At 67.8% G+C, this 16966-nt stretch carries 16 protein-coding genes; 12 read left to right on the plus strand and 4 right to left on the minus strand.

The annotated features are described in order from the left end of the window. Position 1 precedes the first annotated feature (1 nt). Entirely contained in the window at positions 2–1105 is a 1104-nt protein-coding gene (locus tag HUG10_RS07180) for an Ldh family oxidoreductase (protein WP_179168919.1), read from the plus strand. Here the strand turns inward: HUG10_RS07180 and HUG10_RS07185 are convergent. Continuing rightward, on the minus strand, positions 1102–2322 hold the full coding sequence (locus tag HUG10_RS07185; RefSeq protein WP_179168920.1) for an MFS transporter: 1221 nt from the start codon (positions 2320–2322) through the stop codon (positions 1102–1104). The genes HUG10_RS07180 and HUG10_RS07185 overlap by 4 nt on opposite strands. 142 nt (positions 2323–2464) lie before the next feature. On the opposite strand from HUG10_RS07185, the gene HUG10_RS07190 reads away from it, so the two are divergent. The 5 genes from HUG10_RS07190 to HUG10_RS07210 all read left to right on the plus strand — a co-directional run bounded on the left by HUG10_RS07190 (position 2465) and on the right by HUG10_RS07210 (position 6786). Further along, on the plus strand, positions 2465–3400 hold the full coding sequence (locus HUG10_RS07190) for a 3-hydroxyacyl-CoA dehydrogenase family protein (protein ID WP_179168921.1): 936 nt from the start codon (positions 2465–2467) through the stop codon (positions 3398–3400). Positions 3401–3448: 48 nt separating this feature from the next. Continuing rightward, positions 3449–4324: an SMP-30/gluconolactonase/LRE family protein gene (locus tag HUG10_RS07195; protein WP_179168922.1), complete on the plus strand. Its 876-nt coding sequence runs from the start codon at positions 3449–3451 to the stop codon at positions 4322–4324. A 105-nt stretch (positions 4325–4429) separates the two neighbouring features. Continuing rightward, positions 4430–5320, plus strand: coding sequence for an EamA family transporter (locus HUG10_RS07200; RefSeq protein WP_179168923.1), 891 nt, complete (start codon positions 4430–4432; stop codon positions 5318–5320). A gap of 38 nt (positions 5321–5358) precedes the next feature. Beyond that, positions 5359–6525 (plus strand): enolase C-terminal domain-like protein, encoded by a 1167-nt coding sequence (locus HUG10_RS07205; protein ID WP_179168924.1) that lies wholly within the window; start codon positions 5359–5361, stop codon positions 6523–6525. Between the two features lie 84 nt (positions 6526–6609). Continuing rightward, entirely contained in the window at positions 6610–6786 is a 177-nt protein-coding gene (locus HUG10_RS07210; RefSeq protein ID WP_179168925.1) for a hypothetical protein, read from the plus strand. 19 nt (positions 6787–6805) lie between these two features. Here HUG10_RS07210 and HUG10_RS22005 read toward each other — a convergent pair whose 3' ends face one another. Beyond that, positions 6806–6928, minus strand: coding sequence for a hypothetical protein (locus HUG10_RS22005; RefSeq protein ID WP_281375713.1), 123 nt, complete (start codon positions 6926–6928; stop codon positions 6806–6808). Positions 6929–6982: 54 nt separating this feature from the next. Here HUG10_RS22005 and HUG10_RS21740 point away from each other — a divergent pair, with 54 nt between their 5' ends. From HUG10_RS21740 to HUG10_RS07230, 4 genes are all read left to right on the plus strand, one after another. Next, the gene (locus HUG10_RS21740) at positions 6983–7321 is read left to right on the plus strand and encodes an NAD(P)-dependent oxidoreductase (RefSeq protein ID WP_246310251.1); all 339 of its coding nucleotides are present in this window, start codon (positions 6983–6985) and stop codon (positions 7319–7321) included. Positions 7322–7354: 33 nt separating this feature from the next. After that, on the plus strand, positions 7355–8623 hold the full coding sequence (locus HUG10_RS07220; RefSeq protein WP_246310232.1) for an MFS transporter: 1269 nt from the start codon (positions 7355–7357) through the stop codon (positions 8621–8623). Positions 8624–8736: 113 nt separating this feature from the next. After that, positions 8737–9021, plus strand: a complete 285-nt coding sequence (locus HUG10_RS07225; protein ID WP_179168926.1) for a hypothetical protein — start codon at positions 8737–8739, stop codon at positions 9019–9021. A 149-nt stretch (positions 9022–9170) separates the two neighbouring features. Further along, on the plus strand, positions 9171–10088 hold the full coding sequence (locus HUG10_RS07230) for a dihydrodipicolinate synthase family protein (RefSeq protein ID WP_179168927.1): 918 nt from the start codon (positions 9171–9173) through the stop codon (positions 10086–10088). Between the two features lie 55 nt (positions 10089–10143). Here HUG10_RS07230 and HUG10_RS07235 read toward each other — a convergent pair whose 3' ends face one another. Then, positions 10144–11811: a thiamine pyrophosphate-binding protein gene (locus tag HUG10_RS07235; protein ID WP_218780655.1), complete on the minus strand. Its 1668-nt coding sequence runs from the start codon at positions 11809–11811 to the stop codon at positions 10144–10146. A 1156-nt stretch (positions 11812–12967) separates the two neighbouring features. Further along, positions 12968–14143, minus strand: a complete 1176-nt coding sequence (locus tag HUG10_RS07240; RefSeq protein ID WP_179168929.1) for a mandelate racemase family protein — start codon at positions 14141–14143, stop codon at positions 12968–12970. Between the two features lie 544 nt (positions 14144–14687). On the opposite strand from HUG10_RS07240, the gene HUG10_RS07245 reads away from it, so the two are divergent. Together HUG10_RS07245 and HUG10_RS07250 are read left to right on the plus strand one after the other, a co-directional pair. Continuing rightward, a complete protein-coding gene (locus tag HUG10_RS07245; protein WP_179171019.1) occupies positions 14688–15461 on the plus strand; it encodes an SDR family NAD(P)-dependent oxidoreductase in 774 nt (257 codons plus the stop codon). A 620-nt stretch (positions 15462–16081) separates the two neighbouring features. Continuing rightward, positions 16082–16963: an HpcH/HpaI aldolase/citrate lyase family protein gene (locus HUG10_RS07250; RefSeq protein ID WP_179168930.1), complete on the plus strand. Its 882-nt coding sequence runs from the start codon at positions 16082–16084 to the stop codon at positions 16961–16963. The last annotated feature ends 3 nt before the right edge of the window (positions 16964–16966 follow it).

Here is a 16966-nt window from a genome sequence, read left to right on the forward strand (position 1 = left end):
CATGAAGCGGATCGACGCGGCTGAGCTCGAGGAGTTCGTGGGGGCGCTCGTCGCCGCCCTCGGTGCCGACAAGGACGTCGCCGACGAGGTGTCGGAGTCGCTGGTCGAGGCGGACCTCACCGGCCACGGCTCGCATGGCTCCATCCGGATGGGGACGACGTACCTGGAGATGGTCGGGTCTGGCGACATCGACCCGCGGGCGACGCCGGAGGTGACGCGTCTCTCCCCCACGGCCGCCCAGGTCGACGGGAACCTCCAGTACGGGCAGGTGGTGGGACGGCGCGCCGTCGAGACCGGCGTCGACCTCGCCACCGAGAACGGCATGGCCACCGTCGGCGTCCGCAACGCGACCCACCTCGGGCGGATCGGCGAGTGGGCCGAGCGGACGACCGACGAGGGGCTCTGTTTCACTGCGCTCGTCAACACCGGCGGCGCCGCGCCGCTCGTGACGCCGCCCGGCACCGCGGAACGCCTCTTCTCGACGAACCCTATCGCCTTCGGGGTCCCCCCGTTCGGCGCGCTCGACCACCCCGTCGTCCTCGACATGGCGACGAGCCAGGTGGCCCACGGGAAGGTGACGAAACGATCCGTCGAGAACCGCCCGATTCCCGAGGACTGGGTCATCGACGCCGAGGGGAACGCGGTGACGGATTCGACCGACTACGAGGAGGGCATCGGGGCAATGCTCCCACTCGGCGGCGAGACCGCCGGCTACAAGGGGTTCGGCCTGTCGATGATGGCGGAACTGTTCGCCGGCGTCGTCGGCGACGGCAAGGTGACCGGCCAGCCGACCGAGCACAGCGTCAACAACGGGGCGATGTTCTGCTTCGTCGACCCCGACGTCTACTCCACGCCGGCGGACAACCGCGCGCGCGTCGAGGCGCTGGCCGAGATGCTTCGGAACGCCGACTACCCCGACGCGGTGTCGATGGGGCCGACGGCGAAGGGCGACCGGGCCACGCTCCCCGGCGCGGCGGAACACGAGACGCGTCGGAAGCGACGCGCCGAGGGCATCCCCTTCTACCAGGAGACGCTCGACCTCCTCGCGGACACCGCCCGTGAGGCCGGTGTCGAGTCGGCGATCCCCCACTCGTTCGCCGACTAATCGGCGGCCGGCGTCCCGACGGCGGTCGGTTCCGGCGTGACGTACGCCGTCGCGAGTCCGACGAACCCCACGAGCGCCGCGAGCAGGAAGGCCGGGAGGTACGACCCCGTCCGCTCGATGAGGACGCCCGCGGCTATGGGGGCGATGAACGACCCGAGCGACGACGCCCCGGTGAGCGCCGCCACCGCCGTTGTCGCCACCGACGGCCGAACGAGTTCGCGGACATAGGTGAAGAGCAGGCCGACCGCGAGCTGGATGAAAAAGCCCGAGAGGACGACGAGCACGAAGACGACGGCGACGGTCGAGGTGTGGGTCATCGCCACCACGACGGGGACCGGCACGAGGAACGACAGCATCGTCACGGGCCGCCGTCGGCTGCCGAAGACGCGGTCCGAGAGGAAGCCACCGCCGGAGCGGGCGAAGACGCCCATCGCGGGGAACAGCGACACGGCGAGGCCGCTCGTCGCCAGCGTCGCGCCGAGGTGCTCGGTGAGGTAGGTCGGCAGCCAACTGTTGAGAAAGGAGTACAGCGAGAACGTCGCCATCCCCATCACGAAGACGGCCCAGAAGACGCGGTTTTCGAACAGCAGGCTCACGTCGGCCAGCTTCGGCGGCCGAGTGGTCGACCCGACGGCGACGTCGAGTCCGCGCGAGGACGCCCAGAACGCGGCGAAGGGGACGATCGTACAGACGCCGAAGACGCCGAGCGTGAGCGTCCACTCGAAGCTCTCGGCGATTCGGGGGCCGAGGAACTGCGCCAGCGCGAACCCCGTGGGCGCGCCCGCCGTGAAAACGCCGATGGCCGTCGCCCGACGGCGGTCGTCGAAGGAGCGCCCGAGCACCGACACGCCGGCGTTCCAGAACACGAGGCTCCCCAGTCCCCCGAGGACGCGGGAGGCGACGAGCGAGTAGTACGCGCCGGTGGCCGCGCTGGCGACGCCCCAGACGCCGGCGGCGACGATGGCGAGCGTCGCCGCCGCGGCGAACCGACGCGTGTCGTAGCGGTCGAGACCGAAGCCGACGGGCACCGTAGCGAGTATCTGGATGCCGAAGACGACGCTGACGATCCAACTGGCCGCGGCCGCGCCGATAGCGAGTTCCGACATCACGACCGGCAGGACGCTCGCGGGGGCGATGAGGTAGGCGTTCGCCAGCGCCGAGAGGGCGAACAGTTCGACCACGAGGAGCCAGCGTCCGTCGGACGAGGGGGTCCGCATCCGTCTCGGGCGAGGGCGAGGACGCTAATAACGGTTTTTAAAGCGGCGGAACCGGGCTTTCCCGGGCGTTCGAAGCCCCCATCGGCCGGAGTCGACCGCCAGGGCAAGGTTTAGTACTGCCCCAGGGGGGATGACACACGTCATGATACAGCATACGGCGGTCGTCGGCGCGGGCGACATGGGACACGGATTCGCCGCCCACTTCGCGCTGCACGGCCGGGACGTGACGCTGATCGATCACCGGCAGTCGAACCTCGAGGAGGCCGAAGCGCGCATTCGCGAGGTCGTCGCGTTCCACGACGAGGAGGGCCTCGCCTCGGCGTCGGCCGACGAGGTGCTCGGCCGCATCACCTTTACACTCGACCGGGCCGAGGGCGTGAGCGACGTCGACTTCGTCCTCGAAACCGTGCCGGAGGAACTCGACCTCAAGCGCGAGGTGTTCGCGGCGCTGGCCGACGCCGCGCCGTCGGACGCGGTGCTCGCGAGCAACACCTCGGGCATCCCCGTCACCGACATCGCCGCGGGCAACGACGCCACCGACCGCATCGTCGGCTGTCACTGGTGGTACCCGCCGTACCTCCTGGAACCCGTCGAGGTGGTTCGCGGGGAGGCCACGAGCGACGCCACGATGGAGCGGACGACCGCGTTCATCGAGGACATCGACCGCGAGCCCGTCGTCGTCGAGCGCGACGTCCCCGGGTTCGTCTGGAACCGCGTCCAGAACGCCGTCGTCCGCGAGTGCATGCACCTCGCCGCGGAGGGCGTCGCCTCCGTCGAGGACATCAACACGGCCATCCGCGACGGCTACGCTCGCCGCACCGCAGTCATCGGGCCGTTCGAGACCGTCGACGTCGGCGGGCTCGCCCTGTATCGGACCGTCGCGGGCAACCTCTATCCCCACCTCTCTGACGCCGACGAACCGAGCGACCTGTACGACGAATACCTCGACGCCGGTCGCGGCGGCATCGAGGACGGCGCGGGCTTCTTCGAGTACGACGTCCCCGCCAGGGAGGTGACGCGCCGCCGCGACGAGGGGCTGGCGGCACTCCAGCGCGCAATCGACGAGCAGAGGGACTGAGCGCCGGCGGAGAATCACTTATCAACGGGGACAGTGACAACTCGTCGCATGAGCTGGGAATTCGAACGCGTTGCGGGCCCGTTCGAGACGACCGAGGGCCCCGTGTGGGACGGAGACGGCGTGCTGTTCACCGACATGCCGACGAGTCGGATCATGCGGTACGACGCGACGACGGGCGGGTGCGAGACGTTCCGGACGGACACCGGCAACGCGAACGGGCTGAAACTCGGCCCCGACGGCGGGCTATACGCCTGTGAGATGGGCGGCCGCCGGGTCGTCCGCTACGAGGACGACGGCGGTGTCACGGTCGTCGCCGACGGGTTCGAGGGGGGACGACTCAACAGCCCGAACGACCTCGCGTTCGACGCCGAGGGTCGCCTCTGGTTCACCGATCCCTTCTACGACACCGACTGGGTGGAGCACGGGGACGATCTGGACCTCGACCACCGGTCCGTCTACCGGGCGGACCCCGGTGACGACTGGACGCTCACCCGCATGACCCACGACACGACGAACCCCAACGGCCTCCTCGTCGCTCCCGACGACGGGACGCTATACGTCGCACAGAGCCGGTACGGCGAGGACAATGCTCGCGAACTCAGAGCGTACCCCATCGACGGCGACGAACTCGGCCCCTACGAGGTGTTGCACAACTTCCACCCGCACCGCGGCATCGACGGGATGTGCCTCGACGAGGCGGGGAACGTCGTCGCCACCGCGGGGGCCGACGAGAGTGGCCCCGGGCCGATGCTCTACGTCTTCGCGCCGTCCGGGCGGGTGCTGGAGACCCACCCGGTTCCGGACCCCCGTCCGACGAACTGCTGTTTCGGCGGCGACGACCTGGGAACGCTCTACCTGACCGGGTACGACGGGTGTCTGTACCGCGCCGAGACCGACCGGACCGGCTACCTCGGCGCGCCGTAGGTCGTGACCGACGGCCGCTTCGAACCGGCGGCGGGTCGCGACCGGACACGGTGGCGTCCCCGCCGAGGGGGAACGGGCTAAGTATCGTCGGGGGTAGGGTCCAGCATGGACGGCGTCCTCCCGCAGGTCTACCTCCTCTCGATTGTCGCCGCGCTGTTCCTCGGTCTCGGCCCGGTCGTCTCGAAGCGGGGCCTCGCAAGCGGCGGGACGTGGGTCTCGAACGCGGTGGTCGTGTTGACGACGCGAACGACGCTGCTCTGGATCGCGTTGCTCGCCGTCGGCGACGGCCCCCTGTTCGCCGGTCTCACGCCGGTCGTGGCCGGACTGTTCCTCTTCGGTGGCGTCCTCGCGTCCGGGGTCGGCCGCCTCCTCTTCTTCGTCGGCGTCGACCAGGTCGGGTCCAGCGTCTGTAACGCCATCTCGAACACCCGGCCGCTGTTCGCGGTCGTTCTGGCCGTCGTCCTGCTCGGGGAGGCGCTCTCGCTCCCGATGGCCGTCGGCGTCGTCGTCATCGTCGGCGGCCTCGTCGCCATCTCGACGTCGCGGGGCGGTGACATCGGCGGCTGGGAGCGGGTCGACCTCCTCGTGCCGGTAACCGCGGCGGTGCTCTTCGCGGTCGGCAACGTCGTCCGTCGGCAGGGATTCACCGTCGCGCCAGTGGATATCCTGCCGGCGGTGACGATCGGGGAGACCGGCGCGCTGGCCGTCGTCCTCGGCTACGCGGCGGCGACGGGGCGACTCCGCGATCCCCTTCCGTCGCGAGCGCGGAACTACTTCCTCGTTAACGGGGTCATCGTGAGCGTCGGCTTGCTCGCCGTGTTCGCCGCGCTCCGGGTCGGCCCCGTCGTCGTCGTCGACCCCGTGACCGCGACCGCGCCGCTCTTCACGGCCCTGTTCGCCGTCATCCTCCTGCGGGACGTCGAACGCGTCACGCCGGGGCTCCTGGCCGGCGTCGTCCTCGTCGTCGGCGGCGTCGTCCTCCTGACGACCCCGTGAGTGCTGAATCTTATTATCCCGGCGGTCGCGTCTTACGTATGGCGCCGACTATCACCGAGATCGAATCGACGGAGTTCAGCTACGAACTAGAGGACCGCGGGTCGTACCCCGGCGGCTTCGGGATGGCCTACCACCCGGGCGATACGGCCACCCGCCACCTCTTCGGCGTGCGCGTCCACACCGACGAGGGCGTGACGGGCGAGTACGTCGGCGGCAACTCCCCCGGCATGGCGGAGTTGAACATGATCGCCGACTACCTGGTCGGCAGGAACGCCCTGGCACGCGAGCGGCACTGGAGCGAGATGAAGCGCGCGCTCCGCAAGTACGACCGGATGGGCATCGGCCCCATCGACATCGCCCTCTGGGACCTCGCCGGGAAGTACCGCGACGCGTCCATCCACGAGCTGCTCGGTACGTACCGCGAGCGCATCCCTGCCTACGCTTCGACGTACGGCGGCGACCGAAACGGCGGCCTCGACTCGCCGGAGGCGTACGCCGACTTCGCCGAGGAGTGTCTCGACATGGGGTATCAGGGCTTCAAGATTCACGTCTGGGGCGGCGAGTGGCGGGACACTGACGAGGTCGTCGACGTGGTCCACGCGGTGGGCGAACGGGTCGGCGACGAGATGGACCTCATGCTCGACCCGGCCTGTCAGCTGGAGACGTACGCGGACGCGCTGCGGGTGGGGAGAGCCTGTGACGAGGAGGACTTCTTCTGGTACGAGGATCCGTATCGGGACGGGGGCATCTCCCAGCACGCCCATCGCAAACTCCGCCAGCAACTGACGACGCCGATCCTGCAGACCGAACACGTCCGCGGGCTCGAGCCGTTCACCGACTTCGCCGCCACCGAGTCGACGGACTACCTCCGCGCGGACCCGGAGTACGACGGGGGGATCACGGGCGCGATGAAGCGTGCCCGGGTCGCCGAGGGATTCGGCCTCGACGTGGAACTGCACGCGCCCGGTCCGGCCCAGCGGCAGTGCATCGCCGCCATCCGCAACACCAACTACTACGAGATGGCGCTCGTCCACCCGGAGGTTCCGAATACGACGCCGCCGGTGTACGCCGACGACTACGACGACCAGCTCGAATCCATCGACGACGATGGGTGCATCTCGATTCCGGACGGTCCGGGCCTCGGCGTCGAGTACGACTGGGACTACATCGAGGACAACAAGACAGGCCGGCGGACCTACGACTAATCGGCACTCGGCGCGGTGACGAACCCAGTCGCGACGCGCTCGGGACGGTAAAAATTGAACACCCCCCTGGGGGAACGGGAGTGCATGAACGTGACACGAATCGGCGTCCACGAGTCGACGGAACTCCTGTTCCCGCCCGAGGTGCTTCGCGACGACCTCGCCGAGGTCGACGGCTGCGAACCGACCGTCGTCAACGACGAGGTCGCGGACCTGGAGGCGTGCGACGCGGTGGTGACGCTCGCGTACACCGAGCGTTCCTGAAAGCCGGGGTCGACTGGATTCACTCAATGTAGGCGGGGGTCGACCGGTTCCCGTTCAAGGCGTTCGAGGCGCGGGGCGTCGTCCTCACGAACAGCACGGGCATCCACGGCGAGAGCGTCGGCGAGACGACGGCGGGGGACATGCTCAGTTTCGCCCGCCGACTCCACGTCTACGCCGACCAGCAGTCCGAGCACGTCTGGCGTCACCGACGTGGGACGAACCGTTCACCCTTGACGGCGAGACAGTCTACGAGGCGTCGGACCTCCACGAGGCCGTCGCCGATGCGCGGTTCGTCGCGCTCCCCTGCCCGCCGAACGAGGCGACCCACCAACTGTTCGACGCCGCGGCGTTCGAGGCGATGCGCGAGGAGGCCTACCTCCTCAACGTCGCCCGGGGCGCGATGGTCGACGAGGCGGCGCTGATCGTCGCCGTCGGCGACGCCGTCGACGATCCGGGCGACGGCCGCGATTTCGAGCGTGCGTCCCCGACTGGCGTCCGTAGAGTTCCCCGACCGGTTGCCTTAATAAGCCGCTGAGGGACTAGCCCACTATCAGGTGATACGTCCAACGTGAACGAACCCCTCGGCCGTCGGGAGCGGTACCAGCGCCTCGCCATCGGGATCGCCGCCGCGGCGAACAAGGGACGGGTCGTCCTGATGGGGACGGTGATGTCCGTCTACATCGGGCAGGTCGGGTCGCCCTTCGCGGTGAGCCTCGTGTTCACCGTCTACTGGTTCGGGCTGATGGTCTTCTCGCCCGTCGCGGGGGCCATCGCCGACGTGACTGGCCGCCGCCGGGCGGTGCTCGTCGGGACGGCGACGCTCGCGACGCTCACGGTCCTCCCGTTGACCGTCGTCGACGGCGTCTGGGGACCGCTCGCGTTCCGCGGCCTGTTCGCCGTCTTCGCCGCCGGGTTCCTGCCCGTCATGCTCACCATCGTGAGCGAACGGGGCGGCAGCGAGGGACGCGGCCAGTCGCTCGGCTTCTTCAACAGCACGCAGGCCATCGGGTTTACGCTGGCGCAGTTCTTCGCCGGCGTCCTCCTCGGTTTGGTCGCGCCGTGGACGGTCTACCTCGTCGTCGCCGCGGTCAGCGGGATCGTCGCCGTCGCCTCCGTGTTCGTCCGCGACTCGACGCCAGCCGGGGGCGGGACGTCGACGCGCTCCGAGCTGGTCATCGAGGTCAAGACGCGACTGTTCCCGGCCAAGCAGGACCGCCAACACCTCGATCGAAACGGCCTGAAGTGGCTCTACGCGGCCGTCCTCCTGCGGAACATGACTGTGCTCGGCACGTCGAGTCTCCTCCCCATCTACCTCGTGAGCGAGGTGGGCGTCTCGGCGTTCGTAATGGGCGTCCTCCTGGCGATCAACCCCGCAGCGCAGATGGTTTTCATGTACGTGTTCGGTCACGTCGCCGACGCCTCCGGGCGGAAACCTCTCGTCGTCTACGGGATGGCCGGCGCGGGCGTCCACGCCATCGTCGTCGCCGCCGCCGTCATCCCCGCTTCGGTACCGGTCCGGGCCGTCGTCGTCGCCGCCTCGTTTCTCGTGCTGGCTGCTGCGTACTCCTCGGAGACGACGGGCACCTATGCGTTCATCGGCGACGTCTCTCCCGACGAGCGCGAGTCCGAACTGATGGGGTTGCACTCGACGGCCCGTGGCCTCGGCGGCGCCGCCGGGCCGGCGCTCGTCGGCGGTCTTGCGACGCTGTTCAGTTACGAGACGGCGTTCGCCGCCGGCAGTCTGCTCGCGTTCGCTGCCACGGCGCTGGTCGCGCACTTCCTCGTCGAGAGTTATCCGTCGACCCGGCCGCAGGGCGGCGTTCCCGCCGAGGACTAACCGACGGGGGCGACCGCCCGGTGTAGGGGATCGCCTGGATTGCCCACGTGTCCGATGTCCACCCGGCGCACGCTCCCCCGACACCTATGTAGGTCGTCGCCCGATACACTACGATGGACGCGGAGGAACTGCGAGAACGGGCGACCATCGACCGCCTCGAGCCCCCGGTGTACGACCTGGACGAACCGCTCTGGACCGCCGAGGACCCGGTCACCGAGTGCGTCGGCTTCGGATACGTCGAGGAGGAGGCGTTCGGGAACCTTGCTAGCGCCATCACCCGATACGAGAACGAGTCCGACGGGACGAGGTACCGGAAGGTCCCGGGCCGGTTCGTCCGCCGAACTGACGCGGACGAGGGGCTCATCGACGCGGTGAAACGCGCCCTCGGTCGGGGGTAGCCGTCGACGCGTACCGCATCGCCGGCAATCACAGCCGCCGCGGGGCCGAGAGTGCGGAGCACCCGAGTGACCTCTTGGCCACTTCTGAACCCTCTGGCCGCTACTGCAAACCTTTTTGCCCATCGTCACTCCTCTGTTACACGTTACCAATGGACTACGAGGAACTCAAGGACGGCCTCCGGGGCGTCGCGTTCACAAACCCGACGCCGTTCAGCGAGGACGGCGAGGACGTCCTCCACGACGAACTGGCGACCAACGTCGAGTGGATAGTCGACCGCGGGGCAGAGGTGGTCATCCCCTGTGGCAACACGGGCGAGTACTACTCGCTGTCGATGGACGAGCGTGCCGAGGTGGTGGCGACGACGGCCGAGGCGGCCGGCGACGCGACGGTCGTCGGCGGCCTCGGCGGGAGCACGAAGTCGGCGCTGGGCCTCCTCTCACGATACGAGACCGCAGGCGTCGACGCGGTGATGGTGATGCACCCGGTCCACACCTACCTGCACCACGAAGGCATCCGCCGCTACTACGAGCGGATCGTCGAGGCGACGGACCTCGGCGTCGTCCTCTACAAGCGGGGCCCCGAACTGACGACCGACCACCTCGCGACGCTGGCCGAGTACGACAACGTCGTCGCCGTCAAGTACGCTGACAACGACGTCAAGGCGTTCTCGGGGGCGATCTCCGACACGGAGGACGACGTCGTCTGGTCGAACGGCATCGCCGAGCGGTTCGCCCTTTCCTTCGCCATCGAGGGGGCCGAGGCGTTCACCACCGGCATCGGCAACTTCGTCCCCGAACAGGTGCTCGCCCTGAACGACGCCCTCCGCGAGGAGGACTGGGACGAGGCGCGGCGCATCCGCGACCTGCTTCGCCCCTACGAGGACCTCCGCGAGGACACAGGTGACGCCAATCACGTCCCGGCGGCGAACAACGTCCCCGCAGTCAAGTTCGGTCAGGAACTCGCCGGACTGTACGGGGGACCGGTGCGGGAACCTCTCGTCGACCTCTCCGAGGCGGACCGCGAGCGCGCCGAGACCTACTACGACCGCATCACGAGCGAGGTCTGAGCGGGCGTCGTTTCCACGGGCCCCACGGTGAGAGCGCCCACGACACTCGAAACCGCTAGAGCAGTTCGACCGTCGACTCGTAGGCTGCGGCCTCCGGCGCGGAGGGTTCGTCCGTCTCGACGGGGACGTCTATCAGATCGGGCCCGTCGCGGCCGACGGCGTCGGTGACGGCGTCGCGGAGGTCGTCGAGCGACTCGACGTGGGTGCCCCGGCAGCCGAAGCCCTCGGCGACGGTGACGAACTCCGGGGAGTTCCAGGTGAACTGGTGGCCCTCGGTGTACTCGTCTATCTTCGGCGACTTGCTGATGATGCCGTAATCGGCGTTGTTCGAGACGACGACGGTCACGTTGAGGTCGTACTCGGCGGCGGTGTGGAGTTCGTGAATGCACATCATCAGGCCACCGTCCCCCGTGAGACAGACGACCGGCTTCTCGGGGTTGGCGAACGCCGCCCCGATGGCGGCGGGGAGGCCGACGCCCATCCCACCCCAGGACCCCGCGGTGACGTAGGTCTCGGGATCGTACGCCTCGAACACCTGTTTCGACCACAGGCGGAAGCCGCCGACATCCGTCGTGACCACGGCGTCGTCTGGCGTCGCCGTCCGGACGGCGTCCAGCACGCCGGGCGTGTTGAGCGGGTGTCCGTCATCGAAGAGCCCCAGCGCGTCGAGCGCCTCGCGGTACTCCTCGCGCACCGCGGACGCGAGGGTGCCTCCGTCCCACCCGTCGGCGCCCTCGAGACCGTCCCGGATGGATTCGACGGCATCGGCGACGTCGGCGAGGACGGCGACGTCGGCCTCGTAGGCGACGTCGACGGACTCGGGGTCGAGCGTGACGTGGATCAGTCGGTCGCCCATGGGGAGAGACCAGTTCGCCGTCGTGATTCCGTCGAAGTTCGTCCCGAGCGCGAGCACGACGTCCGCCCGGTCGAGGACGCGCTTCGCACCGGGGGGGATGTGTGACCCCGTGACGCCCAGGAATCGAGGGTCATCCTCGGGGAAGACACCTTTCCCCTTGTACGAGACGGCCACGGGCGCATCGAGGTCCTCGACGAGTCCGCGGATCGCCTCGACCCCGCCCGGCGAGCGCCGCGCGCCCCCGCCGACGTAGACGACGGGGCGCTCCGCGTCCGCGAGCAATGCCGTCGCGGCGTCGATGTCGGCGTCGGCGTCCCACGTCGTCCGCTCGGGCGATACCTCCGCGGCGGGAGCGTGGAACGACTCGTCCAGGATGCGGCTCGGGACGCCAAAGCGGACCGGTCCGGTCGGCGGCTCGAACGCCGCCTCGATGCCGCGGGCCATGTCGGCCGGTAGTTCGAGTCCCGATTCCACGGTGACGTTCTCCTTTACCACGTTGTCGAAGGTGTCGGCCTCGATCTCGTGGATAGGGCTCTTTCCGCGGTCCTCGGGGTTGACGTCGGCGGAGACGTGGAAGACGGGCACGCAATCGTCGTACGCGTTCTTCAGCCCGTGCATCGCGTTCGTGTCGCCGGGTCCGGGGACGGTGAGCGTCGCGGCGACGCCGCCGCCGGACTCGTAGTACCCCCACGCGACGTGGGGGATGGCCGTCTCGTGGCGCGCCATCACGTAGTCCATCTCGTCGCGTTCGACGACTGTCCGGTCGAGTGGAAGCGTCTGCGTCCCGGGAATCCCGACCAGGAGGTCGACGCCGGCGTCGAGGAGCGCCTCGTAGACGTAGTCGCCGCCTCGCTTCTCGTCGGTCACGCGAACCACCTGGCCGCCGCGTCGTGTGTCATGCGTGAGAGTGTCCCACCGGGACAGTTAGCACTTGTCCTGTGGGCAACGGCGGGGCGAACGCGGGTTTATGCGCCAGTCGGCGGATATCGGTCCTTCCGAGCGACACCGAGTTCACCGTCCGGCTGACGTGGGGAGCGCGTTCGACCGCGTCATCGAGGCAGAGGGGTTCGCGGAGTTGGGCGTCACCCTCCGGACGATCGATGCCTAGTTCGGCGAATCTCCGAGCGAACCCGCCGGTGTCGACGCCTGCCGCGTCGTGGCGATGGTGGTCCGGGATCAAGGCCCAGTCCCGAGGTTTCCGATCCGTCTTCGTCTGCCCCGGACGGGGCCGATCGAGCGGGTTTCCGACCTGGTTCGAGCGCTCGCGAGCGGGAACAGCGACGGGCGTGCCATAGTGACGAACGTTCGAAAATCGGTGCCTGTTCGTCGGCAGGGATGGAAGCGATGCAAATCGACAGTATTTTCCGAATTATCCTACGATGTTGGGATATAACCGCGTTCGGGACAACAAATCCACATCCTCACGTGGTTTGATATCACGGCACGCCTTCTAGGGCGGCCCACGCGATCGAAGTATGTGACGATAAGAGGGCTACAAAGGGAGGAGGCCGGTGGAAATTACAATCATATGGTCGTAATGGGAGGACGGTTCGTCGATTGAAAATTGCGACTCCGGCCCGATTTCCGCGTTCGACGGCCCGTCGGCCCGAGCGGCCACGCGGGAAACGTAGTTCGCTTCGTTCAACGATGGGACACGTCGAATCGCGCTCGAACCGACGCAAATGGATTCGAGGTGTTTTCGGGCGGGAGAACGCCCCCTTCCGGGGCACGCGTTCTCCCGTCGGTGGAGGCCGAATGGGCGGTCTACGAACCCGAGGGTCGGTTCGCCCGCATGGCGGCGACGCGGGGGCCCCGCCGGCGGCCGAATCGGACGCGTGCGAGCCGAACGAACGATAGGTGGGTTGTTGTGCTCGTCCGGAGGACTCCTTCCATGGTGCGAACCCGATCCAGCCGACGGCTCTCGGACTGTCTCCGCCACGTGGTCACCGGCGTCCTGACGCCGTTCGACGACGGCGTCGAGGTCGGAAGGAGAGCGGACGACCGCCGCCGGACGAGGTGGCGGTTACTCGTAGACGTGAACGCTGCCAGTGGCGTTCGTCTCGATGTAGTCCCAGTCGTACTCGACACCGAGGCCCGGCCCGTCGGGAACTGGGACCGTCCCCTCGTCGTCGACGGCGTCGAGCATGTCCGAGTACTCGCCACCGTAGACGGGCGGTTGGGTGTTGGCACAGTCCGGGTGGACTAGCGCTAGTTCGTAGTAGTTTGCGTTGCGGGTCGCGGCGATGCAGTGTCGCTGCGCGGGGCCCGGTGCGTGGAACTCGACGTCGAGGCCGAAGCCCTCGGCGACCCGGGCACGCTTCATCGCGCCCGTGATCCCCCCATCGTACTCTGGGTCCGAGCGTACGAAGTCGGTCGACTCGGTGGCGACGAAGTCGGTCGCGGGTTCGAGCCCGCGGACGTGTTCGGTCTGCAGGATCGGTGTGTCGAGCATCTGGCGGAGTTTCCGGTGGGCGTGCTGGGAGATGCCGCCGTCGCGATACGGATCCTCGTACCAGAAGAACCCCTCCTCGTCGAGCGCGCGGCCGAGTTCGAGCGCGTCGGCGAACGTCTCGAGTTCGCAGGCCGGATCGTGCATGAGGTCCATCTCGTCGCCGACCCGTTCGCCCACCGCGTGGACCGCCGCGATCTCCCGATCGAGGTCGCGGCGCTCGTCGCCCCCGCCCCAGCCGTGAATCTTGAACCCGCCGTACCCCATGTCGAGACACTCCTCGGCGAAGTCGGCGAACGCCTCCGGCGAGTCCAGTCCGCCCGCGTCGTCGCCGTGGTAGGTCGAAGCGTAGGCGGGAATCCGCTCGCGGTATGTACCGAGCAGCTCGTGAATCGGTGCATCGTAGAGCTTGCCGGCGAGGTCCCAGAGGGCGATGTCGATGGGGCCGATGCCCATCCGATCGTACTTGCGGAGCGCGCGCTTCATCTCGCTCCAGTGTCGCTCCCGGTGGAGCGGATTCTTCCCGACGAGGTAGTCGGCGAACGTGTTTATCTGGGCCGCAGCAGGGGAGTTGCCGCCGACGTACTCGCCGGTGAGTCCATCGTTCGTGTGGATACGGAGTCCGAACAGCTTCCGTTCGGTGGTCGTGCCCGGATCGTACACGAGGTTGAACCCGTGTTCGTCCGTACCGACGTCCTCCAGTGGATAGCGAAACTCGGTGCTCTCGATTCGCGTGATTTCGAGTGACACGGCCGATGGATTGACGACGTGAGATAATAAAGATGGTCGGCTACGACCGTGACGCCAATCGTCACGAGTGGGATAGAATTAGATCTCGACGTGTGAGCCGTCTACAAACGGATGGAACACGACAACGGTTTTCCGCAGACTCATCAACTGCCGTGCGTTTTCGAGCGTGGGCGCCGGTCAGCTGGTATTTCGCATCAGTCTCCAGTCTCGTCCCAACGAACGATACAGCGTTTCCACGTTTACATTTGATATTCGACTAGTGAGGAAGGTCGACATCATAACGGCACCGGGTGTTGGCGCGGAGTGTCATCGTCCTGATTGGTACCTCGTTCGCCTAGAGCCCCCGTTCTAACGAGTCGCACTCATCACCAATAGGGAGACAGCGACCGTGAATCCTCACCGTGTACGACGCCACTTCGCGCCTCTTCGCCGTACGACGTCGACTGACTCCGGAATACCTCCTCCGCGGGACCGCTCCGTACACCACCGGCTCGGCGTCCCGAAACGCTTTGGCGACCCGTTTCGAACAGCACGAATCATGGGCGTGTTAGACGGTACCACAGCAATCGTGACTGGGGCGAGTGGGGGAATCGGTCGATGTATTTCCAGCGAGTTCGCCGCTGAGGGGGCGAATGTCACACTGGCGGCCCGGAGCGAGGGAATCTACGAGACGGCCGACCTGATAGACGACCCCGACCGGACGCTGGCAGTCGAAACAGACGTGACCGACGAGCAGGCCGTCGAGCGTGCCGTCGAACTGACAGTCGCGGAGTTCGACGGCCTCGACGTCGTAGTGAACAACGCCGGCATCGCCGGGCCAACGGCGCCGGTCGAGGAGGTCGACGTGGCGGAGTGGCACCGAACGATGGCCGTCAACGTCACCGGCACCTTCCTGCTGACGAAGCACGCCGTCCCACACCTTCGCGAGAGCGACCGGGGGAGCGTGATCAACCTCTCCTCGATCAGCGGCAAGCGGCCGCTCCGGAGTCGGACCCCATATGCGGCCTCGAAGATGGCGGTCATCGGCCTGACCCGAACGCTCGCCTTCGAACTCGGCGCCGACGACGTCACGGTCAACGCCATCTGTCCCGGGGCGACGAGGGGCCCACGAATCGACCGCGTCATCGAGGGGCAGGCCGAGCAGCTAGGCGTCTCTCAGGCGGAGGCTAGACGACAGGTGTTCACCGATGACGCTGCGCTGGGAACCCTCGTGGACCCGGAGGACGTCGCCGCGATGGCCGTCTACCTGGCGAGCGAGAGGGGACGCCACATTACGGCACAGGACATCAACGTCGACGGCGGGTCGGTTTGGTACTGAGGTCGGTCAAAACGTCGAAGGGAGGTGAGACGCCATCAAGCGAGAACCGACGCCAATCACGAGAACGTCAGGGCATGACTCCACCCAAACTGGTATCTATCGCATATATACTTTCTTTCTTATATGTCTAATTATTTTAATTTCTGGTGTTTTCGAACTGCCGTTCGAACGTGGACGAGGGAGAACGACGGGCAGCGGACGGAAACGATCCGAATCAGATGTGTGGGAAGGCGGTTCGCGTCGACGACGAGCGGTCCCGGCTGTACGCCGCGGCTGGGCCGACGTGAACCGCCTGCTCCCCGTCCGAATGGTACCGGTGAGAGGTAGGGCCGTCCGCCGCGGAACTCGTAGGAGAAGGTCCCGTCGACGCGCACCCTCACGGGTCGATCCCGCACGGTAGGGACGGTGGCGATGCGCCACCACGACCTCCGCGTCCGGGCGGATCGACATGAAAAGTAGACCAAAACCATATGACCAGTATAGAAATATTTTCCAGTATGAGACAACATTCATATGTATTCGGTCACGTGGAATCTTCTACGGTAGAAGGACGCGTCCGCGATGATCGGCCTGGGGGCAGAGCCGGTGGGATTGAAACCCCGACCACCCGAATCCCCGGCATGGTCAGACGGAGCATTCTCTTCTCGCCGGGCGACCGCCCGGAACTGATGCGCAAGGCGCCGGCCGCGGGCGCGGACACGATCGTCTTCGACCTCGAGGACGCGGTCGCACCTGCCCGGAAGGCGGAGGCGCGGGCGGCCGTCCGCGACGTGCTCGCCGAGGCCGAGTTCGACCCGGACGCCGAGGTGGGCGTCCGGGTTACGGGGACTGACACGTACCGCGACCTGGCGGTCCTCGCCGACGAGGGGCCGGGGAGGTTCGACGCCATGATGCTGCCGAAGGCGGAGTCGGCCGACGAGGTCGACCACCTCGCGAACCAGCTCCGCGAGCACGGCTCCCCCGTGCCGGTGCTCGCGCTCGTGGAGACCGCCCGGGGCGTGCTGAACGCCGCCGAGATCGCCGACGCCGACGCGACCGACGCCCTGCTGTTCGGCGCGGAGGACCTGTCGGCCGACATGGGCGCGACTCGAACGGCCGAGGGAACGGAGGTGCTGTACGCCCGCGAGAAGGTCGTCGTCGCGGCCGCGGCGGCCGGCGTCGACGCGATCGACACGGTGTTCACCGACTTCGGGGACACGGACGGGCTCCGCGACGAGACGGCGTTCGCGAGGGGACTTGGCTACGACGGGAAGATGGCGATCCACCCCGCACAGGTGCCGGTCATCAACGGCGCGTTCACGCCCGACTGCGACGACCTCGCGTGGGCCGAGGAGGTGCTGGCGGCCCGCGACGAGGCCGCCGCCGAGGACCGCGGTGTCTTCCAGGTCGACGGAGAGATGATCGACGCGCCGCTGATCGCGCAGGCAGAGCGGATCGTCGAGTACGCGCGGCTCGCGAGCGAGCGGGGCGATGACGAAAGCCGCGACGGGAACGAAAGCTGATCG

This window comes from Halorarum halophilum (assembly GCF_013401515.1).
GTDB lineage: Archaea > Halobacteriota > Halobacteria > Halobacteriales > Haloferacaceae > Halorarum > Halorarum halophilum.